This window comes from Microvirga mediterraneensis (assembly GCF_013520865.1).
Classification (GTDB): domain Bacteria; phylum Pseudomonadota; class Alphaproteobacteria; order Rhizobiales; family Beijerinckiaceae; genus Microvirga; species Microvirga mediterraneensis.
In genome coordinates, this window is the sequence record NZ_JACDXJ010000001.1 from 1,808,784 (window position 1) to 1,830,134 (window position 21,351).

The 21,351-nt window shown below is 64.9% G+C and carries 24 protein-coding genes; 8 read left to right on the forward strand and 16 right to left on the reverse strand.

Features of this window, described 5'->3' with window-relative positions:
* Positions 1–52: 52 nt before the first annotated feature.
* From petA to H0S73_RS08530, 5 genes are all read left to right on the forward strand, one after another.
* Positions 53–616 carry a ubiquinol-cytochrome c reductase iron-sulfur subunit gene (gene petA, locus H0S73_RS08510; RefSeq protein WP_181051745.1) on the forward strand — a complete coding sequence of 188 codons (564 nt, stop codon included), beginning with the start codon at positions 53–55 and terminating at the stop codon, positions 614–616.
* 26 nt (positions 617–642) lie between these two features.
* Complete coding sequence (locus H0S73_RS08515; RefSeq protein WP_181051746.1) at positions 643–1,923, forward strand: cytochrome b; 1,281 nt, start codon at positions 643–645, stop codon at positions 1,921–1,923.
* 25 nt (positions 1,924–1,948) lie between these two features.
* A complete protein-coding gene (locus H0S73_RS08520) occupies positions 1,949–2,833 on the forward strand; it encodes a cytochrome c1 (protein WP_181051747.1) in 885 nt (294 codons plus the stop codon).
* Between the two features lie 81 nt (positions 2,834–2,914).
* The gene (locus H0S73_RS08525; protein ID WP_181051748.1) at positions 2,915–3,529 is read left to right on the forward strand and encodes a 2'-5' RNA ligase family protein; all 615 of its coding nucleotides are present in this window, start codon (positions 2,915–2,917) and stop codon (positions 3,527–3,529) included.
* A 79-nt stretch (positions 3,530–3,608) separates the two neighbouring features.
* The gene (locus H0S73_RS08530) at positions 3,609–4,493 is read left to right on the forward strand and encodes an S-methyl-5'-thioadenosine phosphorylase (protein ID WP_181051749.1); all 885 of its coding nucleotides are present in this window, start codon (positions 3,609–3,611) and stop codon (positions 4,491–4,493) included.
* On the opposite strand, the gene H0S73_RS08535 is transcribed toward H0S73_RS08530, so the two are convergent.
* The gene (locus tag H0S73_RS08535; RefSeq protein WP_181051750.1) at positions 4,490–4,681 is read right to left on the reverse strand and encodes a hypothetical protein; all 192 of its coding nucleotides are present in this window, start codon (positions 4,679–4,681) and stop codon (positions 4,490–4,492) included. The genes H0S73_RS08530 and H0S73_RS08535 overlap by 4 nt on opposite strands.
* Positions 4,682–4,732: 51 nt before the next feature.
* On the opposite strand from H0S73_RS08535, the gene H0S73_RS08540 reads away from it, so the two are divergent.
* The gene (locus H0S73_RS08540) at positions 4,733–5,278 is read left to right on the forward strand and encodes an adenine phosphoribosyltransferase (protein ID WP_181051751.1); all 546 of its coding nucleotides are present in this window, start codon (positions 4,733–4,735) and stop codon (positions 5,276–5,278) included.
* Positions 5,279–5,288: 10 nt separating this feature from the next.
* Positions 5,289–5,867 (forward strand): HD domain-containing protein, encoded by a 579-nt coding sequence (locus H0S73_RS08545; protein WP_181051752.1) that lies wholly within the window; start codon positions 5,289–5,291, stop codon positions 5,865–5,867.
* Here H0S73_RS08545 and H0S73_RS08550 read toward each other — a convergent pair.
* The gene (locus H0S73_RS08550) at positions 5,864–6,880 is read right to left on the reverse strand and encodes a MaoC family dehydratase (protein WP_181051753.1); all 1,017 of its coding nucleotides are present in this window, start codon (positions 6,878–6,880) and stop codon (positions 5,864–5,866) included. The two genes, H0S73_RS08545 and H0S73_RS08550, sit on opposite strands and share 4 nt — an antisense overlap.
* Before the next feature lie 37 nt (positions 6,881–6,917).
* Positions 6,918–7,595: a deoxyribonuclease V gene (gene nfi, locus H0S73_RS08555; protein WP_181051754.1), complete on the reverse strand. Its 678-nt coding sequence runs from the start codon at positions 7,593–7,595 to the stop codon at positions 6,918–6,920.
* A gap of 23 nt (positions 7,596–7,618) precedes the next feature.
* Between nfi and H0S73_RS08560 the strand changes: the two genes are divergently transcribed.
* Positions 7,619–8,182, forward strand: a complete 564-nt coding sequence (locus tag H0S73_RS08560) for a group III truncated hemoglobin (protein WP_343058281.1) — start codon at positions 7,619–7,621, stop codon at positions 8,180–8,182.
* A gap of 6 nt (positions 8,183–8,188) precedes the next feature.
* On the opposite strand, the gene H0S73_RS08565 is transcribed toward H0S73_RS08560, so the two are convergent.
* From H0S73_RS08565 to rsmD, 13 genes are all read right to left on the reverse strand, one after another.
* Complete coding sequence (locus H0S73_RS08565) at positions 8,189–8,341, reverse strand: hypothetical protein (protein ID WP_162820425.1); 153 nt, start codon at positions 8,339–8,341, stop codon at positions 8,189–8,191.
* Between the two features lie 214 nt (positions 8,342–8,555).
* A complete protein-coding gene (ychF, locus tag H0S73_RS08570; RefSeq protein ID WP_181051755.1) occupies positions 8,556–9,653 on the reverse strand; it encodes a redox-regulated ATPase YchF in 1,098 nt (365 codons plus the stop codon).
* 45 nt (positions 9,654–9,698) lie between these two features.
* Complete coding sequence (gene pth / locus H0S73_RS08575; RefSeq protein ID WP_181051756.1) at positions 9,699–10,316, reverse strand: aminoacyl-tRNA hydrolase; 618 nt, start codon at positions 10,314–10,316, stop codon at positions 9,699–9,701.
* Positions 10,317–10,403: 87 nt separating this feature from the next.
* Positions 10,404–11,021 (reverse strand): 50S ribosomal protein L25/general stress protein Ctc, encoded by a 618-nt coding sequence (locus H0S73_RS08580; RefSeq protein WP_181051757.1) that lies wholly within the window; start codon positions 11,019–11,021, stop codon positions 10,404–10,406.
* A gap of 163 nt (positions 11,022–11,184) precedes the next feature.
* A complete protein-coding gene (locus tag H0S73_RS08585; protein ID WP_425488182.1) occupies positions 11,185–12,168 on the reverse strand; it encodes a ribose-phosphate pyrophosphokinase in 984 nt (327 codons plus the stop codon).
* Positions 12,169–12,271: 103 nt separating this feature from the next.
* Complete coding sequence (locus tag H0S73_RS08590) at positions 12,272–12,802, reverse strand: hypothetical protein (protein WP_181051759.1); 531 nt, start codon at positions 12,800–12,802, stop codon at positions 12,272–12,274.
* 183 nt (positions 12,803–12,985) lie between these two features.
* Entirely contained in the window at positions 12,986–14,140 is a 1,155-nt protein-coding gene (locus H0S73_RS08595) for a benzoate/H(+) symporter BenE family transporter (RefSeq protein WP_181051760.1), read from the reverse strand.
* A 145-nt stretch (positions 14,141–14,285) separates the two neighbouring features.
* On the reverse strand, positions 14,286–14,765 hold the full coding sequence (locus H0S73_RS08600) for an META domain-containing protein (protein ID WP_181051761.1): 480 nt from the start codon (positions 14,763–14,765) through the stop codon (positions 14,286–14,288).
* A gap of 120 nt (positions 14,766–14,885) precedes the next feature.
* Positions 14,886–15,860 carry an ATP phosphoribosyltransferase gene (gene hisG, locus H0S73_RS08605; RefSeq protein WP_181051762.1) on the reverse strand — a complete coding sequence of 325 codons (975 nt, stop codon included), beginning with the start codon at positions 15,858–15,860 and terminating at the stop codon, positions 14,886–14,888.
* On the reverse strand, positions 15,860–16,954 hold the full coding sequence (locus H0S73_RS08610; protein WP_181051763.1) for an ATP phosphoribosyltransferase regulatory subunit: 1,095 nt from the start codon (positions 16,952–16,954) through the stop codon (positions 15,860–15,862). The genes hisG and H0S73_RS08610 overlap by 1 nt, the downstream gene beginning before the upstream one ends.
* Before the next feature lie 103 nt (positions 16,955–17,057).
* Complete coding sequence (locus H0S73_RS08615) at positions 17,058–18,098, reverse strand: zinc-dependent alcohol dehydrogenase family protein (protein ID WP_181051764.1); 1,041 nt, start codon at positions 18,096–18,098, stop codon at positions 17,058–17,060.
* 90 nt (positions 18,099–18,188) lie between these two features.
* The gene (locus tag H0S73_RS26075; protein WP_181051765.1) at positions 18,189–20,465 is read right to left on the reverse strand and encodes a calcium-binding protein; all 2,277 of its coding nucleotides are present in this window, start codon (positions 20,463–20,465) and stop codon (positions 18,189–18,191) included.
* Positions 20,466–20,581: 116 nt separating this feature from the next.
* Positions 20,582–21,211, reverse strand: a complete 630-nt coding sequence (gene rsmD / locus H0S73_RS08625; protein WP_343058449.1) for a 16S rRNA (guanine(966)-N(2))-methyltransferase RsmD — start codon at positions 21,209–21,211, stop codon at positions 20,582–20,584.
* Positions 21,212–21,351: the final 140 nt, after the last annotated feature.

The following is a 21,351-nucleotide window of genomic DNA, read 5'->3' on the forward strand; positions in this document are numbered from 1 at the left end:
AATGCCTTGGCTGCCAAGGTATTGCCGATGCGCGGTTCTCGTTTTTTGACCAATGCTGGAGAGCCAAGTGGCCGAGACCACCACTCATGTCGCTGAGCCGACACGGCGCGATTTCCTCTACATCGCCACGGGCGCAGCTGCCGTTGTCGGCGGAGCCACCCTGGTATGGCCCTTCGTGCAGTCCCTGGCGCCCGACGCTGCGACGGTGGCTGCCGGCGCCCCTGTCGAGGTGGACCTGACCCCCATCGCCGAAGGGCAGATCGTCAAGGTTTTCTGGCGTGGCAAGCTGATCTTCATCCGTCACCGCACGGCCGAGGAGATCAAGGCCGCCGAGGACGTGAACGTCGCCTCCCTGCGCGATCCGCAGCCGGATTCGGCGCGCGTGAAGGAAGGCAAGGTCCAGTGGCTCATCGTTTACGGCAACTGCACCCATCTGGGCTGCGTGCCGCTCGGCCAGCAGGGTGAGTATCATGGCTGGTTCTGCCCCTGCCACGGCTCGATCTTCGATACCTCCGGGCGCGTCCGCGGCGGCCCGGCGCCGATCAACCTGCCGATTCCGCCCTATACCTTCGCGTCGGACACGAAGATCGTGATCGGCCAAGAAGCCACGGCGTAACTGAAAGCGACGATCAGGCGATATCCATGAGCGCACATCCCACAACCTACGTCCCCAAGAGCGCCTTCGGTAAGTGGTTCGAGAGCCGTTTGCCCATCGCAGGCCTCATCCACTCGTCCTTCATCGCGTTCCCGGTCCCGCGGAACCTGACCTATTTCTGGACCTTCGGCGCCATCCTGGTGTTCATGCTCGCCGCGCAGATCGTGACTGGCGTGTTCCTGGCGATGTACTACACCCCGAACGCGGGCCTCGCCTTCCAGTCCGTCGAGCACATCATGCGCGACGTGAACTACGGCTGGCTGATCCGCTACCTGCACGCCAACGGCGCTTCGATGTTCTTCGTCGCCGTCTACGTGCATATCTTCCGGAACTTCTACTACGGCTCCTATAAGGCGCCCCGCGAGGTTCTCTACATCCTCGGCGTGATCATCTTCCTGCTGATGATGGCCACCGCCTTCATGGGCTACGTGCTTCCGTGGGGACAGATGTCCTTCTGGGGCGCCACCGTGATCACGAACCTCTTCTCTGCGATCCCGGTCGTCGGCGAGACCATCGTGAGCTACCTCTGGGGCGGCTATTCGGTGGGCAACCCGACCCTGAACCGCTTCTTCTCGCTGCACTACCTGCTGCCCTTCATGATCGCGGGCGTCGTGATCCTGCACATCTGGGCGCTGCACGTGCCGGGCCAGAACAACCCGACCGGCATTCCGATCAAGTCGGGCAAGGACGCGGTTCCCTTCACGCCTTACGCAACGATCAAGGACGTGTTCGCCGTCGTCGTGTTCATGATCTTCTTCGCCTATTGGGTGTTCTACATGCCGAACTATCTCGGCCATGCGGACAACTACATCCCGGCGAACCCGGCCGTGACGCCCGCGCACATCGTTCCGGAATGGTACTTCCTGCCGTTCTACGCGATCCTGCGCGCCATCCCCGACAAGCTCGGCGGCGTCATCGCCATGGGCGCGGCCATCGTGATCTGGTGCTTCATGCCCTGGCTCGACACCTCCAAGGTCCGCTCCACGGCCTACCGCCCGCTCTACAAGCAGTTCTTCTGGATCTTCGTGATTGTTTGCTTCCTGCTCGGCTGGCTGGGTTCCCGCCCGGCTGAGGGCTGGTACGTGATCGCCTCCCAGATCTGCACGGTCTACTACTTCGCCCACTTCCTGATCATCCTGCCGGTGCTCGGCTTCGTCGAGCGTCCGCTGCCGCTGCCGAATTCGATCCTCGAATCCGTCATGGGCGTTCAGAAGGGCGGAGCGGGCATACCGGCCGGCGCCAATCCCGAACCGCATTCCAAGGGCTGACGCGAGAGTCGAGGAAACAGAAACTATGATGAAGCGTACTCTTCTCATCGCAGCCGCCGTCCTCGGCCTGGCCGCTCCGGCCCTCGCCGCCGGCGAGACCCCGGTCCCGCCGGCCCAGAAGTGGAGCTTCGCGGGTCCGTTCGGCACCTTCGACCGAGCCCAGCTCCAGCGCGGCTTCAAGGTCTACCGGGAGGTCTGCGCCTCCTGCCATGGCCTGAGCTACGTGACCTTCCGCAACCTGCACCAGCCCGGTGGTCCGGAATTCTCCGAGGCCCAGGTCCGTGCCCTGGCGGCGGAATACAAGATCCAGGACGGCCCGAACGAGGCCGGCGACATGTTCGAGCGTCCCGGCCGCCCGGCCGATCACTTCCCGTCGCCGTTCCCGAACGAGAACGCCGCCGCCTCGGCGAACGGCGGCAAGGCCCCGCCGGACCTGTCCCTGATGCCCAAGGCCCGCACCTACGAGCGCGGCTTCCCCTGGTTCATCACCGACGTGTTCCGCCAGTATTCGGAGAACGGCGCCGACTACGTGACGGCGCTGCTCAACGGTTACGAGGAGGCTCCGCAGGGCTTCACCGTGCCCCAGGGTGGTCATTACAACCACTACTATCCGGGCCACGTGATCGCCATGCCGAAGCCGCTCAGCGACGGCCAGGTCGAGTATCCGAAGAACGAGGCCGGCCAGCCGCAGGTGCCCGAGACCGTGGATCAGTATGCCCGCGACGTGACGGCCTTCCTGATGTGGACGGCGGAACCGCACCTCGAGGCCCGCAAGCGCCTCGGCTTCCAGGTCATCCTGTTCCTGATCGTCCTGTCCGGCCTGCTCTACTTCACCAAGAAGAAGGTCTGGGCCCGAGTGGGCGGCGAGGTCGATGGCCACGCCACGCCTCCGATGACTCACAACCCCTAAAGACCAGGATCAAGGCCCCGTTTCGGGGCCTTTTTCTTTTTGCGGGTGACAGGATGCCGGGCCGGTTCTATCCCGGTCTTCATGCTGCAGACAATTGCCGACGATATCTGGGGGCAGCCCTGCCTCGCCTATCATGTCCAGCCCAGCCTGGAGCCTGAGACCCGGGAGGCCTTCGCTCAGGTTCAGCGGCGCTTCGCGACGCTCTGGCCCGAGCCCCTGCATGTCGGTCCCAAGCCTGGGCTCCACGTCACGATCTATCCGCTGGTGATGGTGAAGGGCGACTTCGACAAGGACCAGTACTGGCGCAGCATCGCCCGGCAGGCCCGAGACCTCCTGGAAGAACTCTGCACAGGCCATCGGCCCCTGGAACTGCGCTTTTCCCGCCTCAAGGTCACCGACACGGCCATCATCGCGACGGCAATCGAGGAGACGGGCCTGATCGACGCCATCCGCGAGAGAATCGTCAATGAGATTCCACCGCCACCGGGCCGGAAACCGATCATCTACGACCTGATCCATACGACCCTCGCACGCTACCGGACGAGTATGGCGATTCCTGACGCGATGATCGAATGCGTCGAAAGCCTGCCGGTCGCCGTCGCGGCACCCGTGAGGCAGATCCGGCTCATACGCGAGACGCTCTTTCCCTGCCTCCTGACGGACGAAATCGCCGCGATCCCTTTGACCGGGCAGTGACGCGTCAAGGCGGGACGGCTTGGGCCGGGTCTTGCCATCGGCTATGAAGGGCTTAGGCCCAGGCAGGTGAGGATTCGAGATGGCGAAGGCGGTTCTAGGCATCATCGGCGGATCGGGGGTCTACGACCTGCCGGGGCTCGAGGACATGCGCGAAATGCCTATCGATTCGCCCTGGGGCGAGCCTTCCGACGTGCTGCGCGTCGGGCGCATCGGCGGGACCGAGGTCGCGTTCCTGCCGCGCCATGGGCGGGGCCACCGCTTCTCGCCCTCCGACATCAACTACCGGGCCAATATCGATGTGATGAAGCGTGCCGGCGTCACCGACCTGATCTCGGTCTCGGCCTGCGGCTCGTTCAAGGACGAGTATTATCCCGGTTTCTTCGTCCTGGTGGACCAGTACGTGGACCGGACATACAGGCGCGAAAGCTCATTCTTCGGCCAGGGCTGCGTCGCTCACGTGCCCATGGCGCACCCGGTCGGGCCGCTCCTGCGCCAGCGCATCGCCGATGCCGCCGTGGCCGAGCACATCCCGTTCACCCTCGGTGGAACGCTTGTATGCATCGAGGGCCCCCAGTTCTCCACCTATGCCGAGTCGATCACCTACAAGAACCTCGGCTACGACGTGATCGGCATGACGGCGATGCCCGAGGCGAAGCTCGCCCGCGAGGCCGAGATCACCTATGCGACCATCGCCATGGTGACCGATTACGATTGCTGGCATGAGGAGCACGATGACGTGGACGTGACCTCCGTCGTCGCCGTCGCGCACCAGAACGCCCGCAAGGTCGCCGGCCTGATCGCCCGCGTCGCCAGGGATTTCCCGGCCGAGCACGAGCCATGTCCCGTGGGCTCCGACCGGGCGCTCGACGGCGCCATCATGACGGCCCCCTCCGCCCGTGATCCGGAGCTGATGAAGAAGCTCGACGCGGTGGCGGGCAGGGTTCTGAAGGCGCAGACGATCTAGCGCATCATCCACCCCATGTGACCGACGCCGAAGAGCGCGCCGAAGATCCAGCTGATGAGCGCCACGATGAAGCTTACGATGATCGCGGCCGGGATCACTGCGAGCGAAGCCTTGACGAAGAAGAGAACAAGGCTTCCAAAGGGAATATCGATATCGGTCAGAACGGTTCGGGAGGGTTGTTCGGCCATGGCACGGCTCCTCGGATAACCTCAACAATTCTACCTATGGCAGGCTCAAGCATGGACCAGCGTCTCATCACCGACCTGAAGGCCGCGATCCGGTCGATCCCGGATTACCCGAAGCCCGGCATCGTCTTCCGGGACATCACCACCCTCTTGGGCGATGCCCGCGCCTTCCGCCGCGCGGTGGACGAACTCGTCCATCCCTTCGCGGGCGGGCGGGTCGACAAGGTGGCGGGGATCGAGGCGCGCGGCTTCATTCTCGGCGGCGCCATCGCGCACCAGCTCTCCTCGGGCTTCGTGCCGATCCGGAAGAAGGGCAAGCTGCCCCATGAGACGGTGCGGATCGCCTATTCGCTTGAATACGGCGTCGACGAGATGGAGATCCACACGGATGCCATCGGCCAGGGCGAGCGGGTGATCCTCGTGGACGACCTCATCGCCACTGGCGGCACCGCCGTCGCGGCGACCCAGCTCCTGCGCCAGATGGGTGCCAATATCGTGGCCGCCTGCTTCATCATCGACCTTCCCGATCTCGGCGGCGCGAAGAAGCTTCGCGACCTCGGCGTCGAGGTGCGCAGCCTCGTGAGCTTCGAGGGACATTGAGGGAGCGCCGATGACGGGCGACCGCATCCTCGGGGCGCTGGAATTCCTGCGTGAGGCGGAGAGGCTCAAGGGCACCCTGCGCAGTGGCTTCACGTCGACAGGACGTCCGGAGAGCACGGCGGAGCATACGTGGCGCCTGTGCCTCATGGCGCTCGTGCTCTCGGACGAGTTCGAGGGCATCGATCTCCTGCGCCTCATCAAGCTCTGTATCGTTCACGACCTCGGCGAAGCCCTGAACGGCGACATTCCGGCGGTTCTGCAGACGGAGGGCTCGGACAAGTCGGCCCAGGAGCGGGCCGACCTGGAAATCCTGACCAGGGCGCTTCATCCGGACAAGCGCGCCGAGATTCTGGCCCTGTGGGAGGAATACGAGGCCGCCTCGTCACCCGAGGCGATCCTCGCCAAGGGCCTCGACAAGCTGGAGACGATCCTCCAGCACAACCAGGGCCGGAATCCGGCGGATTTCGACTACGCGTTCAATCTCGGCTACGGGCGGAAGCAGACATCGGCCCATCCTGTCCTCGCCGGGATCCGGGCAATTCTCGACGAGGAGACCCGCGCGCGGGCCGAAGCCTCGAAAGCCGTTTAGGCTCGCCGTTCCCAGAACACCATGCCGTCGAAGGCGAACACCTCTTCGCCGTGCTGGTTCGTGCCGGTGTTGTGGTGGAACACCAAACCCCAGCCGGGGCGGGACGCCGAGGCGCGCTTGGAGGAAACGGTCGTGCGGTAGGTGATCGTGTCGCCCGCATAGACCGGCTTCAGCCATTTCAGATTGGAGAAGCCGGGGGAGGGGCCGAGACGCGCGGGCCGGCCGCCATGGGCCAGCGCATAGGCGCGGATGCGGTCGCGGTAGCCGACCATCTGCTTCATCCAGACGCTCGCCGTATGCCAGCCCGAGGCGCAGAGCGCGCCGAACAGGCTGTCCTTTGCAGCCTCCGCGTCCACATGGAAGCGCTGCGGGTCGAATTGCCGGGCAAAGCCGACGATGTCATCGGGTGTAAAGGTGTGGGACCCCAGCACTTCCGTCTCGCCGATCACGAGATCTTCGAAATAGGGATTGGAGGAGATATGCGGCAGCTCCCGCTCCGGCGCGTGGTCCGGCATGGCGGCCGCCGCCGCGGACAGGAGCCCGGGACCGGTGCCCTTGACCGGGTCCGCGTCGCGTCGGCCGAACATGATCCAGTTCTTCTGCGCGAAGACCACCTCGTCCTCCTGGTTCAGCATCTCGAACTGGAAGCGCACGAGGCCGAGGGAGGGACGGCTCATCGAAGGGCGGCTCTCGAGGATCGTCATACGCGAGCGCAGGGCGTCGCCCGGCCTGACGGGCTTCAGCCACTTCACCTCCTCGATCCCCGGCGAGCCGAGGGACGTGGAATCGAGGATCACCTCGTCGGCCAGAAGGCGCATGTTGATGCTGCAGGTGTGCCAGCCGGAGGCGATGAGCGTGCCGATGAAGCTGTCCTTGGCCGCGACCTCGTCCACGTGAAAGGGCTGCGCGTCATATTCCCGCGCGAAGGCGAGGAGCGCCTCCTTGGTGACGATGGTGGGACCGAGCATCCGGGTGGAGCCGGGCGTGAAATCTTCGAAAGCGTAGCGGGGCATGGTCTCGATCGATGCGGTTTGAGCGTATCGCCTCAGGTCAGGCCGGAAGGGGGCTGAATTGTCCAGCCGCGTTGTGCGCCAAGCGGATCGGTTCGGGCAAGCGATACTTTGGAGAACAGCGCAGGACGAGTTCCGCCGCCGTGGGAATATCGGCCAGATGCCCGGGTGAGATGAACATGGGATTCTTGGCCGTACGGGTGCGCAATGCCACGCCGATGGTCTCCTTGCGGTCCACCAGGGGAGCGGCGGAGCCCTTCTCCTCGCCCAGATCCTTGTAGCGTCCGCACAGGAGCGTCTTGCCGCAGCCGATGGTGGGACGCTGCAGCCACAGGCCCATATGGCTGGCGATGCCGATGCGGCGAGGATGGGCGATGCCCATGCCGTCGAAGAGGAAGACGTCCGGCTCGGATTTCAGCTTCTCGAAGGCCTCTTCGAGAACCGGCCCTTCGCGAAAGCTCAGGAGGCCCGGGACATAGGGAAACGGCGTCGGGCGCTGCGCCAGCACGGTCTCCACCAGGAGGAATCCCGGATAGGTGACCACCACGATGGCCGCCTGGGACTGCTCGTTCTTCACGCTCACGTCGACCCCGGCCACGAGCCTGACCGCATCGAGATCAATGGGCCGGTCGGACAGGACCTCCGTTCTCAGCTGCTGCTGGAGGGCGATGGCCTCGGACGGTGTAAGGTTCCAGTCGTGACGGTGATGAAGCTGCATGACGACGCATTGAAGATGACGAAGTGTCAACGCTCAAGGTTCGGGATCGATCCGGATTGATCTCGATCATCGCGAGGGAGACGATTCGTCCTGTAGAGGGCAGGTTGACCCAGGCCGGGCGCACGTCCATGTCGGGGAGTATCGAGCAGGAGAAAGGCACATTGGCCCATTCAGCCGCCACAGGCCGCAGCATCCCAATCATCAGCCCGGCCGAGGGCGTCTCGGAGGAGCTGATCCGTGAGCTCGTGGAGACCTTCTACGACCGGGTGATCCGCGATCCGGAACTCGGTCCCATCTTCCACAAAGTGCTGTCGGGCCGCTGGAGCCGGCATCTTGCCCTGATGGTGGATTTCTGGTCGTCGATTGCGCTCAGGACCGGCCGCTACCAAGGCAAGCCCCAAGCGGCCCATTTCGGCCTCGAGCTCACGCCGGAGCTGTTCACCCGCTGGCTGACGCTGTTCGAGATGACGGCCCGCGAGATCTGCGAGCCGGATGTGGCCGCCTTCTTCGTGGACCGGGCACGGCGCATTGCGGAGAGCTTGCAGATCGGCCTCGGGATCGGACCGAAGGCCCTGCGGCTGCCCTGACGGGAATTATCTCTCCCACCATTCGAGCTTGTCGGCGCCTCTCTTGGGGAGCAGGGCCGAAATGCCGATCATGAGAAAGCCGCAGGCCGTGAGAACGCCGACGAAGAATTCGGCCTGGCCGAGCCCGGGAGAGACGAAGGTGTCGAATAAAGCCTGCATGGATCACATCCTTGATGCAGGCTTTGTCGCATGCCGGCCCTGAACGGATGAAAAAGCCCGCGTTCAGGAAACTGACAGGTTGGTGAGGGGTTCTCCCCGGCTCCTCACGTCATCACCGGTCTTGTGCCGGTGATCTCGATCGGAAGAGTGCGGCGCTTTTCAAAACGAGATGGCCGGCACAAGGCCGGCCATAACGGAGACTGGATAAGAGGCCTTACGTATTGAACCGGAAGTGCATCACGTCGCCGTCCTGCACGGTATATTCCTTGCCTTCCAGCCGCAGCTTGCCGGCATCGCGCGCGCCCGCTTCGCCCTTGAGCGTGGTGTAGTCCACATAGGCGATGGTTTCGGCGCGGATGAAGCCCTTCTCGAAATCCGTGTGGATCACGCCGGCGGCGGCCGGGGCCTTGGTGCTCTTGGTGATCGTCCAGGCGCGGGCTTCCTTGGGGCCGACGGTGAAGTAGGTGATGAGGCCCAGCAGCTCGTAGCCGGCGCGGATCACGCGGTTGAGGCCGGGTTCCTCGAGACCCACGGCCTCGAGATATTCCTTCTGCTCGTCGGGCGGCAGGACGGCGATCTCGCTCTCGATCTTGGCCGAGACGACCACGGCCTTGGCGCCTTCCTCCTTGGCCCGCTCGAACACGCGCGCAGAGAAGGCATTGCCCTTGTCGGCGGAGGCCTCCTCGACGTTGCAGACATACAGAACGGGCTTGGAAGACAGGAGGCCGAGCATCTGGAACAGGCGCTCCTCCTCGACTTTCCGCTCCACCATGCGGGCGGGCTTGCCGTCGCGCAGCAGCGGCAGGGTGCGGTTGACGAGGTCGAGGGTCTCCTTGGCCTCCTTGTCGTTGCCTTTGGCCTTCTTCTCGAGCGCGGTGACGCGCTTCTCGAGGCTGTCGAGGTCCGCCAGCATCAGCTCGGTTTCGATAGTCTCGATATCGGCGATGGGGTCGATCTTGCCCTCGACGTGCGTGATGTCCGTGTCCTCGAAGCAGCGCACCACGTGGGCGATGGCGTCAACCTCGCGGATATTGGCGAGGAACTGGTTGCCGAGGCCTTCGCCGCGGGACGCGCCGCGCACGAGGCCCGCGATGTCCACGAAGGTGAGGCGGGTCGGGATGATCTGCGCCGAGCCGGCGATGGCCGCAAGCTGGTCGAGCCGCTCGTCCGGCACGGCCACGTCGCCCACATTGGGCTCGATGGTGCAGAACGGATAATTCGCAGCCTGCGCGGCAGCGGTCTGCGTCAGCGCGTTGAAGAGGGTGGACTTGCCCACGTTCGGCAGGCCGACGATGCCCATCTTGAAGCCCATGGCCTCACTCCTTGTTTATGGCCGATCAAACGCCGGCGTGAATTTTTACTTGTCAGCGGCCTTTTCGCCCGGCCGCTTCACGTCTGTCCAGCCTCTCGCCTCCATGGCGAGGTGGACCTTATTCTGAAAACTCCCGTCCTCTCCCTTGGCGAGGAGGGCGGCGTTGTCCGCGATGATCCGGCACAGGTCGTCGACCCAGGCCTCTTCGCTCTTCCCGAAATCGCCCAGCACGTGGTTCTGCACGAGAGCCTTGTGCCCCGGATGGCCGATGCCGAGACGCACGCGGCGGTAATCGTTGCCGCAATGGGCCGAGATCGAGCGCAGGCCGTTATGGCCGGCATTGCCGCCGCCGATCTTCACGCGCAGCTTAGCCGGGGGAAGATCGAGCTCGTCGTAGAAGACCGTCACGTCGTGCAGCGGAATCTTGAAGAAGTTCTGCGCTTCTCCCACGGCCTGCCCGGACAGGTTCATGTAGGTCTGCGGCTTGATCAGCAGAACCTTCTCCCCGCCGATCACCGCGTCGGCCGCCTCGGCTTGGAAACGCTTGCGCCAGGGGCCCGCGTTGTGCGCGCGCGCGATCTCGTCCACGGCCATGAAACCGATATTGTGGCGGTTCCTGGCATAGCGCGATCCGGGATTGCCGAGGCCGACGAAAAGGCGCATCGCTGGGTCCTGCTCATAAGAAACGCTCCGGCCTTGCGGTCGGAGCGTCGAAGCCGATCAATGGGCTTGAAACGCCCGATGAGGCCGTTAGGCGGCCGCGGTGCCTTCGGCAGCCGCCGGAGCCTCTTCCTCTTCCTTCAATCCGGTGGGGGCCACGACGGTGACGAGGGTGAGGTTCTCGGTGGAGGTCGCCTTGGCGCCGTTCGGCAGCTTGATGTCCTCAAGGTGAACCGAGGAACCGATGTCGAGACCGTCGACCGAAGCCTCGATGTAGTCCGGGATCGCGTCGGACGGAACGAGCAGTTCCACCGAGTGCTCCACGATCTGGAGCGTGCCGCCGCGCTTCACGCCCGGGCTCTTCTCCTGGCCGACCACGTGCACCGGAACCACGACCTTGATCGCCTGGCCCTGCGCAAGGCGCAGGAAGTCAACGTGGACGGGGAAGTCACGCACCGGGTCGAGCTGGTAGTCGCGCGGAATGGCGCGAACCGTCTTGCCGTCGACGTCGATCTCGAAGATCGTGGTCAGGAAGTGACCGGCGAAGATCAGCTGCTTGGTCTGGTTGAAGTCAAGAGCAATCGCCTGGGCGGGCTGACCGGCACCGTAGATAACGGCAGGAACTTGGCCTTGGCGACGAACGGCCCGGGCGGCCCCCTTGCCGCTCCGGTCGCGCGCCACGGCCTTGATTTGCTTAATTTCGCTCATGGTCGTGGTCCTTAAAATGGGAGTTATAAAACCGATGGCCGCCAAGGTTCCCATAAGGAAATCTATCGGCGGCCATGAGGTCAGCGCCCGTGCCTCCAAGGGTGTCGAGCGGGCGCGAGGCGGCTTATAGATAATAACTACCGAAAATGCAAGATTGCTCGCCTCAGTCGAACAGGCTCGACACCGAGCTTTCCGTTGCCGTACGGCCGATGGCCTCGCCCATGAGGGGCGCGATGGAGATGACCCGGATGTTGTGGGCCACCTTCACGGCTTCCGTCGGCATGATGGAATCGGTGATCACGAGCTCCTTCAGGCGGGAGCTGGCGATGCGGGCCACCGCGCCGCCGGAGAGGACGCCGTGGGTGATGTAGGCGTAGACCTCCTTGGCTCCGTTGGCCAGGAGGGCGTCGGCTGCGTTCACCAGGGTGCCGCCGGAATCGACGATATCGTCGACGAGGATGCAGGAGCGGCCGGACACGTCGCCGATGATGTTCATCACCTCGGATTCACCAGGGCGCTCGCGGCGCTTGTCGACGATGGCGAGAGGAGCATCGATGCGCTTGGCGAGCGCGCGGGCGCGCACCACGCCGCCCACGTCGGGCGAGACCACCATGCGGTTGCCGCCATCGAGGTGATCCTTGATGTCGCGCGCGAGCGCCGGGGCCGAGAACAGGTTGTCGGTGGGAATGTCGAAGAAGCCCTGGATCTGACCGGCATGGAGATCCAGCGTCAGCACGCGGTCGACGCCCGCATGTGTGATGAGGTTGGAGACGAGCTTGGCCGAGATCGGCGTGCGGCCCGACATGCGACGGTCCTGCCGGGCATAACCGAAATAGGGGATCACCGCCGTGATGCGCTTTGCCGAAGAGCGGCGCAGCGCATCCGTGATGATCAGAAGCTCCATCAGGTGGTCGTTCGTGGGGAACGAGGTCGACTGGATGATGAACACATCCTCGCCGCGCACATTCTCCTGAATCTCGACGAAGACTTCCATGTCCGCGAAGCGCTTGACCTGGGCCTTGGCCAACGGAACATTGAGATAGGCGGAGATGGCCTCCGCCAGCGGACGATTGGAATTTCCCGCAACGAGCTTCATGCAAGCAACTTTGGCTTCGAGTGACCGATAACACCCGCTGCGCAACGCCATAATCCCTGCACGGCTGGGCGCAAGGCTCTTAGCAGCGATACGGAGCCGTCACAATACATGGAAGGCTTCCAATCCGCTGCAAGTTTGGCTCGCTGCCATGCGCTTATTGCATTGCAACAGCGGAGTCATCGCCCGAGACCTCCGCCGTCTGAATAGGTGCGTCGGGGGCAGCCGAGGTCTCGGATGCCGTTTCCGACTTCGCAGCGGTCAGGAATTCGGCGATCTCGTTCATGCTGGCCTGCGCCAGCTTCGCGAGCGCCGCCTTGTCGAGAGCCGAGATGGATGGTGCCAGTACGGGGCTCGATCCGGCCAGGCGCTTGGCCCGGCGCTTTTGGGAATCGAACACGTCCCAGACATAGGCCACCTTGGTCTCGCCATCCTCGGTCGAGGTCGACAGATAGCCTCGGACCCGATAGCGGGCCTGGGCGCTGGCGCCCACGAGGTCGACCTTGCGGTCGCTGGCGGCATTGGTCAGCTCGTCGACGAGGGCGGTGCGGATGGGGGCAGGGGCGCCGTCGATGCTCTCCAGGGCCACCGGAATGCCTTCGGGCGACTCGCTGAGCCCCTGGCAGGCTCCCAGAGCCGCCGTCAGAACCAGGGCGGCAAGCCGCCCTGCACGCTTCATCCCCGCCATGAGAGTCCCCGTTCTTGTTCTTCGTAATGAAGTCTTAAGCTTAACGGAGGCGGACGTCCAGATCAGCCGCGCTTGCGCAAGGCGACGGCCAGAACATCGGACTCAAAAGTGGATCTGCACTTTTGGGTCCGATCCGATGCCCCAACCGTTGGCGGGGCGCATCGTTCAGGCGGAAAACCGGATTCACTTTTCCGCACGATGCGCCAGGAAATCGAGCCCGAGGGTCACGAGGCCGGCTACGAGCCCCCAGAAGGCCGAGCCGATGCCGAAGAGGGTGAGGCCGGAGGCCGTGACGACGAGAGTGACGATGGCGGGAAACCGCTGGGAAACCTCCGAGAGGGCGGAGGTCAGCGCGCCCATGAAGGCCCCCATCAGGGCCAAGCCCGCGACGGTCTTGATCAGTTCGGGCGGCAGAGCGGCGATCAGGCCGATGAGCGCGGCGCTGAAGGCGGCGAAGACGAGATAGCTCAGGGTGTAGAAGGGGCCGACCATCCAGCGCTTCTTCGGGTCCGGATGGGTGTCGGGCCCGGTGCAGATCGCGGCCGAGATTGCCGCGAGGTTGCTCGTATGGGCGCCGAAGAAGGCCGTCACGATCGAAGCTAAGCCCGTCACGGCGAGGATGGGGCTGGAAGGCGGCTCGTAGCCGGACGCCTTGAGCACCGCGAAGCCCGGAAGGTTCTGCGACGCCATCGTCACCAGGAACAGGGGGAGCCCGAGGCCAATCAGGGCCGTGACGTCCCAGGCAGGGGGAATGAAGGTGAGGGTGGACAGGGTGAGGTCGGACGTGACCGGCCGGGCCATGCCGCCGCCGAAGGCGATGACGAGGCCGACGAAGAGCACAGCCAGCACGGCGAGCGCAGGATTGAACAGGCGCACCACGAGGAAGATGCCGACCAGGGGCAGGACGAGACCGGGCGCGCCCTGAGCGCTCTGAAAGACCCCGACGACGAACTGCAGCAGGACGCCTGCCAGCATGGCGGCCGCGATGGAGGTGGGAATACGCTCGATCAGCCGCCCGAAAGGCCTGATGAAGCCCGCCAGCACGATGAGGACACCGGCCAGGAGAAAGGCTCCGACCGCCGCATGGATGGAGATGCCGGCAGAGGCCGCGATCAGCGCCGCGCCGGGCGTCGACCAGGCGGTCACGACCGGCATCCGGTACCGGACGCTCAGATATCCGGCCGTCGCCGCCATGGACAGGCACAGGGCCGCCACCCAGGACGAGGTCTGCGCCGCATCGGCTCCCACGGCCTGGGCGGCGGCGATGATGATGGCGATCGTGCTGCCGAACCCCACCAGGGCCGCGACGACGGCTGACGTGACGATCGACAGGCGCATGATGGGCTCCGCTGACTTCTCAGGAGCTTAGCCGTTTAGAACGAATGCAGCTGGTGGTCTATGCGAGGATGTGGATGCGAAGGGCAGACCAACGAAAAAGGCCGGCGTGAAGCCGGCCCTTATTTATTCCCTCGAAGCCAATGTTTTAAAGCGAGCGCTCCAGGATCAGCCGACCGCCGTTCTGGGTCTGGATGATCAGATTGCGGCCTTGGATGTCCCATTTGCCCGAGGAACGGAGCGCTACCAGGAAGGCCTGCTCGATGGCCATCGTGGACTTGTCGCAGCTCTTCTTCGTCAGGGCGAAGGGGCCGACGGCCAAGCCTTGCTCGCGCAGGGGATAGGCCGCTGTGGCATAGGTGTTGCAGCCGCTGAAGCCGGTGGCCCGGAGCTGGTCGTCGAGCCTGAAGCTCGGACGCTCACCCGTGAAGGGCTTCCCGTTCAGGCTGACGGCCACCCAGGAGGAGTTTAACGGGAAGATCTTGCCTCCCTCGCCCGGCTGCGGAACCTTGTTATCCACCTGACGGGTCGGGCCGGCCGGCCGGCCAAGGGTCGCGGCCGATTGGGCATGAGCTCCCGAGACGGCCGCGAGGGCCACCAGACATGTCGCAAGTCGAAGCGCGTTCATCGGAACCTCTACTACAAAAAAGCGCAGGGACCATAAGTGGCCTTGAGCATTGAGGCAACTCTCTCACGTGAAGATGCACACCAAGGTTGAAACCTTGGTGAAGGCGCGTTCACGGTGATGCTAGCCGATCCGCCGCAGGAGACGTTCGGTGAGCGCATTGGTGGGGCGGAACAGGTAATCGAAGGCCCGCACCGTAATGTCCTGCGCGCCGATCCCCTGCAGGGCCGCCACGATCTCGAACACCGTCGCGGCCCGGCAATGCAGCACGACCTCGCGGCCCAAGGCATTGCCGTAGGGCAGGGTCGCGCCGTGCTCCTTCGCCAGCGACACGAGCGCGGAAGCCCGCGCCGGATCGAGCGCCGCGCGAACCTCGCGGCTCGTGCGGGCCTCTTCCTCGGCGGCGATGCGGGTCAGCACGGCGGTTGCGGCGGCCCGAGCCCGATTCGTCCAGGGCGCGCGCGCTGAGGCGACGAGATTGGCCTCGGAGCGCAGCATCACGCCGTCATCGAGGATCTTCAAGGCATTGGCCGAAAGCGTTGCGCCCGTCGTGGTGATGTCGACGATCAGCTCTGCCGAGCCTGCGCCCGGCGCGCCCTCGGTGGCGCCCAGGCTCTCGACGATCCGGTAATCGGCGACGCCCTTATCGGCGAAGAACCGGCGCGTGAGGTTCACGTATTTGGTCGCGACCCGCATCTTGGTACCGTGGCGCGCGCGAAGATCGGCCGCGACCTCGTCGAGATCGGCCATGGTCCGCACATCGATCCAGGCCTGAGGCACGGCGACGACCACATTGGCGTGGCCGAAGCCCAACGGGGTGAGCAGCTCCACCGCCTCGTCCGCGTCAGCGATCTGCTCGCGGATCAGGTCCTCGCCGGTGATGCCGAGATGGGCTGTGCCGCTGGCGAGCTGGCTCACGATCTCGGAGGCCGACAGGAAGGCGACCTCCACGTCGGGCACCCCGGCAAGCGTGCCGCGATAGTCTCGGGCGCCCCGGGACTGGGTGAAGACGAGGCCGGCCCGGGCGAAGAACGCGGCCGCGTTCTCCTGCAGGCGTCCCTTGGAGGGAACCGCCAGAATGAGAGGAGAATCGGTCATCAGGGCCTCCCCACGAGACGGTCGAGCCAGAAGGAGCAACCGACCGCCGGGATCGGCGCATCGGCGCCGAGATGTTCGAGCAGGTGGTCGTAGCGCCCGCCGCCTACGACGGGCTTGCCGTCGCCGCGGCGCGGGTCCTGAACCTCGAAGATGAAGCCCGTATAGTAGTCGAGATTGCGCGCGAAGGTGGCGGCGAAGGAGAAGGCGCTCACATCGAGCCCCCGGGCCGCCATGAAGCCGGTGCGCGCCTCGAAGAGGCCGAGCGCCCCGTCGAGATCGAGCCCCGAATCCCTGGCAAGCGTCCGTACCGCATGGGCCGCCTGGTCGGGGTCGCCCGCGATGGTGAGATAGCGTTCCAGCACCTGCCGGGCTTCGTCAGGCAGTCCGGTCCGGTTCGACGCACGGGCCAGGAAGCGCTCGGCGATTTCGCCCGCGCTGCGCCCGCCGACCCGGGCAATGCCCGCAATCGAGAGAATATCCTCCACGAAGGCCTTGGCCGCCTGGGGTGCCTGCCCCTCAATGGCGGCGAGCAGGCCGGCGTGTTCTTCGGCGCCGGGTCCATCGGGCTCGGAAAGGCTCACCAGCCCCTGGCCCGACACGATCGCCCGGATCACCCGCCTCTTGGCGGCCGGTGCGATCCCCAGGGCATCGATCAGGGCATGGAGCAGGCCCATGTCGCCCAGCTTTACGACCGGAGCGGGACCGCCGAACTGCTTGAGGCCGTCCAGGGCAAGGGCGAGGATCTCCGCATCGACCGCCGAGACGTCCTTGCGGCCGATGGATTCCAGGCCCGCCTGCAGGAACTCGCCGCTCTCGCCCGGGCGCATGCGGAAGACCGGCCCGCCATAGGAATAGCCGGAGGGCTGGGCGCCATGCCGGTGGAGATGATGCAGGCAGACCGGGATCGTGTATTCGGGCCGCAGGCACAGCTCCGCCCCGGCAGCGTCCTGCGTCACGAACATGCGCCGCCGGATATCCTCGCCCGAAAGGTCGATGAACACGTCCGCCGGCTGCAACACCGGCGGCTCGATCCGCGCATAGCCCTCACGCTCGAAGAGCGCGATCAGCGCAACAATGGCATCCGTCTCCGTCACTGGCTTCGCCCAATCCTCATGTTGCCACGGTCTCTACCAATGCTGGACCCGGAAGGCGATTGTTTTCGACCGGAACGGTGAACAGGGCCACCGCGCACCGCTCTCAGAAGCGCGTGATGACGCTGATCCCCAGGCCTTCGAACCGGTCCATGGCCATGAGTGCGGCCGGGGCGTCGTCGAGGCCGATATGCTGGCCGACGAGCTTTTGCGGTGCAAGCTTGCCCGTGCGGATCATGGCCATCATGTCCTGGTAGCGGAAGGCCTGCATGCCGTGGCTGCCGTAGACCTCCAGCTCGTGGGCGATGATCTGCGCCATCGGCACCTGGGCGCGGGCATGCTCTCCCACCATCAGGCCGACCTGAACGTGACGCCCGCGGCGGCGCAGGTTCGCAATGGAATTGAAGCAGGTCGCGGGATGGCCCAGGGCGTCGATGGACACATGCGCGCCGCCCTTCGTGATCTCCTTGACGGCGCCGACCACATCGGCGGATTCGCGCGCATTGACGGTCGCCACCGCGCCCATCGTCCGGGCGAAGGCGAGCTTCTCGTCGGTGAGATCGATGGCGATCACGTTCGCCCCCATGGCGCTGGCGATCATGATGGCAGACAAGCCCACGCCGCCGCATCCGTGCACCGCCACCCATTCCCCGGGCTTCACGCGGCCCTGGTCGACGATGGCGCGGAACGACGTGACGAAGCGGCAGCCGAGGCTCGCGGCGGTGGCGAAGTCGAGTTCGTCGGGCAGGGCCACGAGGTTGGTGTCGGCGTAATCGACCGCCACGTATTCCGCGAAGGATCCCCAGGCCGTGAAGCCCGGCTGGAACTGCTGCTCGCAGACCTGGTGGTTGCCCGAATGGCACTCATGGCAGTGCCCGCACCCGCCCACGAACGGCACAGTCACCCGGTCGCCCTTCTTCCAGCGCGTCACCTGCCTGCCGGTTGCCAGAACCGTGCCGGCGAGCTCATGCCCCGGCACATGCGGCAGCACCACATCGGGATCGTGCCCCATCCAGCCGTGCCAGTCGCTCCGGCATAGGCCCGTCGCCTCCACCTTGATCACGACTCCCTCCGCCGAAGGGGTCGGGTCCGGCACGTTCTGCACGCGCGGAGGCTGGCCGAACTGCTCGAAGAGAACCGCTTTCATGGTGGCCTTTCCTTCGCGACGATTGGGAAAGACGGGGTATAACGGCTGGATCAAGGCTGGGCAAATTCGGCCAGGGCCGACACTCGCCGCTCAGATCACGAAGAAGTCGCTGGAGCTGAGCTTGAGGTTCTTGTTCAGCGTGGCGAATTTGACCTGCGGTTTGGAACCGGTGCCGTCCGGGTCGTAATAGAGCGCGCCGGTCCCCTTGTCGTAGATGATCCGGTCTTCCCTGTCCTTGGCGGCTTTGCCCTTCACGAACATGTCCGGTTTGAACTTGATGCCTGTGGCCGAACCTTTTCCGAGCTTGATGAAGATCTTGTTCTCTAGACGGATCGAGTCGTATCTCGGATCGAAGTCGTAGATCCGGTCGACGTTCTTGGTCCGGCTGAGAGCGGTGTCGAACACGAAGACATCTTTGCCCGTTCCGCCATAGAGCCTGTCGTTCCCGGACCCGCCGGAGAGCGTGTCATTGCCGCTCAGACCCCTGAGGGTGTTCGTGCCGCCATGGCCGATGAAGGCATTGTCCGTATCTGAGCCGATGAGACTGGCGCCCACTTTCGACGAAACCCCTTGGAGCCTGAGGATCTCGATCTCGGCATCCGCTCTCAGCGCATAGCTGCCGCTCGCGATCACGCTATCCCGGCCCTCGTGGCCTGCCTCGCCGACAACATCCCCGGGACCGACGAAATAGGCGTCGTTGCCGCCACCGCCCATGAGAAGCGCGGATCCGCTGCCGGTGAAGACATCGTCGAAGGACGATCCCAGGAGACCCTCGATCCCGATGAAGGTATCGCCCGCGCCGCCAGAGAGGTTTGCGGTTACCCCCGATGAGGCCGACGCAAACGAGACGAAGTCGAAGCCTTCCCCACCATCGAGAACATCGGTGCCTGCGCCGCCGTCGAGCGTATCGTCGCCGAGGCCGCCGGAGAGAGTGTCGTTGCCCGCGCCACCATCGAGCCGGTTCGCGCCTGCATTGCCGGCGATCGCGTTGTCCAGTTCATTCCCCGTCAGGCCGATTGAGGCTGAGCCGGTGGCCGTGAGATGCTCGACATGGGCAGCAAGGGCATAGCTGACGCTCGTCAGAACCGTGTCGAGGCCCTCATCGGCCCTTTCCACCACCTGGTCGTCAGGATGGTCGACCACATAAGTGTCGTTGCCGCGACCGCCTTCGAGCCTGTCCGTACCTGCGCCGCCATCGAACGCGTCATCGAAGACAGTGCCGATGTAATGATCGCTGCCGGCCGTACCGGTCAGAGAGATCGCGTGGTCGCGCGGGTCGACGATCTGGATCCCCTGCGAGTGCCAAACGAGAATGCGCCCGTCTGCCATGAGCTGAAGTTCATGCAGATAGATGGACGCCGTTATCGCTTCCTGGCTGACACGAACATCGTCGGCCGTTCGTGTGCCATGCCTGTCGAAAATGGCGAGATGAACTTCCAGTCCCGGCGCCCCTCCGATCGAATCCGTCGCTTTTTCATAAGCGACGGCGAAGCCGCCATCCGGCAGTGCGAGCACATCGGAATGCCCAGCCGAGAGAAGATCCGGAAAAGAGAGGGATGAAATGGGCTTTGCGGCGGAAACGGCGGCGCCTTCGGAGTCGTAGACCTGCAGGAAGCTGTTGAAATCCGGCTCCCCGGGCAAGCCTTGCTCCATCCACGTCACGACAAAGCCGCCGCCTTCAAGTCCGGTGACCTTGACCCCTTCCTTGATCGGCGAAGTGCTCGTCGAGATGGAAAACGGAGCCGAAAGGGTTGCCCCGCCGGCACCGGACCGCGTGAGCATATAGCCTTTGAGGGACGACGTGTTCTCGCGCACCACGACGACGGCACTGCCATTGTCCAGGGCGGTCACGTCGGTGAGAACGGCTCCCGGCTGAGGGCCGCCAGCCACGCCAAGATCCAGCGCGGCCGACCGCGCGCCATCCGGGCTGAAAAGACGCACATATGCATGGCCGTCGTTTTCGTCGCGGGCGCTGATGACGAGAGTTCCATCGCGGAGTGCGGCGATCGATTCCGCATAATCCCTGGCGCCGGAGACCGGATCGAAGACAGGTTTAGGTGCTCCGATCGGTGCCAGATCGGCGCCGTAGATGCCGACCCAGGGCGCGACGTAGGTGTTCCCGGAGGAAGGTGTATACGCTGTCCACGTGATCGAGATGCGTCCGTCGGGCAGTTCCACTGCCATGGGGTCGATCGCGGGGACCTCCAGATGCCCGACAATTCCTGGAAGCCCGTGATCGGGAACGTCCAGGATCTGCTCGGCTTTCAGGGAACCATCCGCGTTGTAGATCCAGGCTTTAAGCTTGTAGTCCGGGAACGTCCCGCTTCGCCCGACGAACAGGAACGTGCCGTTGCTCAGCGCCGTCATATGCGGGAACTGGATGCCTGACGGAAGCGAGAACGGAGCCCCCCAGAGACGGCGCGGCCATGGCGATCACCCATTGCGTCGAGAAGAAGAGCGCCTCGTGGCGCGGTGACGCAATGTTATGCGGAATCGAAGATAGGACACCCGTCTTGCCGCCGGAGAATGGGCCCTTTTTCCCCCCTGACCCGCCCGAACCCCCCCTTCGTCTCCCCGTAATCCCGCCGCTCGAGCTCCTCGAACCCTTCCGGCAGCGTGACCTCGGCGCCTTCCGCCTCTTCCACGATCACGAGGGCGTCGGGCACGAGCCATCTGCCCTCGGCGCAGGAGCGCAGGGCTTTGGGGGCGAGATCCTTTCCATAGGGCGGGTCGCAGAAGACGAGGGAGAAGGGGGCGTTGGGGCTGGCATCGCCCATGCGGGTGGCGTCGCGGCGGAAGAGGCGGGTTGCGCCGCCGGCCCCAAGGGCCTCTACGTTTTCGCGGATGATGCCGCGGGACTGCGCGCCATCATCGACGAAGAGCGCGAAGGCGGCGCCGCGCGAGAGGGCTTCAAGTCCCAGGGCGCCGGTCCCGGCGAAGAGATCGAGCACGCGCGCGCCCTCGACGGGGTCGTCATAGCCGTGCTGGAGGATGTTGAAGAGCGTCTCGCGCAGGCGGTCCGAGGTCGGGCGGATCGCGTCCGAACTCGGCCCCTTGAGCGAGCGGCCGCGCCAGCGTCCGCCCACGATTCTCATGGTCTGAACCTCATCGATAGAGTCTCGGAAAGTCCATCCTAGGAGTTTGGGTTATCGCCCGCCTTGTACTGACGATCCCGATCCGAAAAGCGCCACGCTTCACAGGATCGGGTTGGCCGGGACAAGCCCGGCCATGACAGCGAGGGAGCCCTAATGTG

Coding starts and splice junctions, on each gene's coding strand:
- H0S73_RS08590 (WP_181051759.1), bottom strand. CDS start 12,802: ATGGCGGGGATGAAGCGTGCAGGGCGGCTTGCCGCCCTGGTTCTGACG.
- H0S73_RS08545 (WP_181051752.1), top strand. CDS start 5,289: ATGACGGGCGACCGCATCCTCGGGGCGCTGGAATTCCTGCGTGAGGCG.
- H0S73_RS08535 (WP_181051750.1), bottom strand. CDS start 4,681: ATGGCCGAACAACCCTCCCGAACCGTTCTGACCGATATCGATATTCCC.
- H0S73_RS08585 (WP_425488182.1), bottom strand. CDS start 12,168: ATGGCGTTGCGCAGCGGGTGTTATCGGTCACTCGAAGCCAAAGTTGCT.
- ychF (WP_181051755.1), bottom strand. CDS start 9,653: ATGGGCTTCAAGATGGGCATCGTCGGCCTGCCGAACGTGGGCAAGTCC.
- H0S73_RS08595 (WP_181051760.1), bottom strand. CDS start 14,140: ATGCGCCTGTCGATCGTCACGTCAGCCGTCGTCGCGGCCCTGGTGGGG.
- H0S73_RS08540 (WP_181051751.1), top strand. CDS start 4,733: ATGGACCAGCGTCTCATCACCGACCTGAAGGCCGCGATCCGGTCGATC.
- H0S73_RS08520 (WP_181051747.1), top strand. CDS start 1,949: ATGATGAAGCGTACTCTTCTCATCGCAGCCGCCGTCCTCGGCCTGGCC.
- petA (WP_181051745.1), top strand. CDS start 53: ATGCTGGAGAGCCAAGTGGCCGAGACCACCACTCATGTCGCTGAGCCG.
- H0S73_RS08615 (WP_181051764.1), bottom strand. CDS start 18,098: ATGAAAGCGGTTCTCTTCGAGCAGTTCGGCCAGCCTCCGCGCGTGCAG.
- hisG (WP_181051762.1), bottom strand. CDS start 15,860: ATGACCGATTCTCCTCTCATTCTGGCGGTTCCCTCCAAGGGACGCCTG.
- pth (WP_181051756.1), bottom strand. CDS start 10,316: ATGCGCCTTTTCGTCGGCCTCGGCAATCCCGGATCGCGCTATGCCAGG.
- H0S73_RS08515 (WP_181051746.1), top strand. CDS start 643: ATGAGCGCACATCCCACAACCTACGTCCCCAAGAGCGCCTTCGGTAAG.
- H0S73_RS26075 (WP_181051765.1), bottom strand. CDS start 20,465: ATGACGGCGCTGAGCAACGGCACGTTCCTGTTCGTCGGGCGAAGCGGG.
- H0S73_RS08580 (WP_181051757.1), bottom strand. CDS start 11,021: ATGAGCGAAATTAAGCAAATCAAGGCCGTGGCGCGCGACCGGAGCGGC.
- H0S73_RS08600 (WP_181051761.1), bottom strand. CDS start 14,765: ATGAACGCGCTTCGACTTGCGACATGTCTGGTGGCCCTCGCGGCCGTC.
- H0S73_RS08530 (WP_181051749.1), top strand. CDS start 3,609: ATGGCGAAGGCGGTTCTAGGCATCATCGGCGGATCGGGGGTCTACGAC.
- H0S73_RS08550 (WP_181051753.1), bottom strand. CDS start 6,880: ATGCCCCGCTACGCTTTCGAAGATTTCACGCCCGGCTCCACCCGGATG.
- H0S73_RS08525 (WP_181051748.1), top strand. CDS start 2,915: ATGCTGCAGACAATTGCCGACGATATCTGGGGGCAGCCCTGCCTCGCC.
- H0S73_RS08565 (WP_162820425.1), bottom strand. CDS start 8,341: ATGCAGGCTTTATTCGACACCTTCGTCTCTCCCGGGCTCGGCCAGGCC.
- nfi (WP_181051754.1), bottom strand. CDS start 7,595: ATGCAGCTTCATCACCGTCACGACTGGAACCTTACACCGTCCGAGGCC.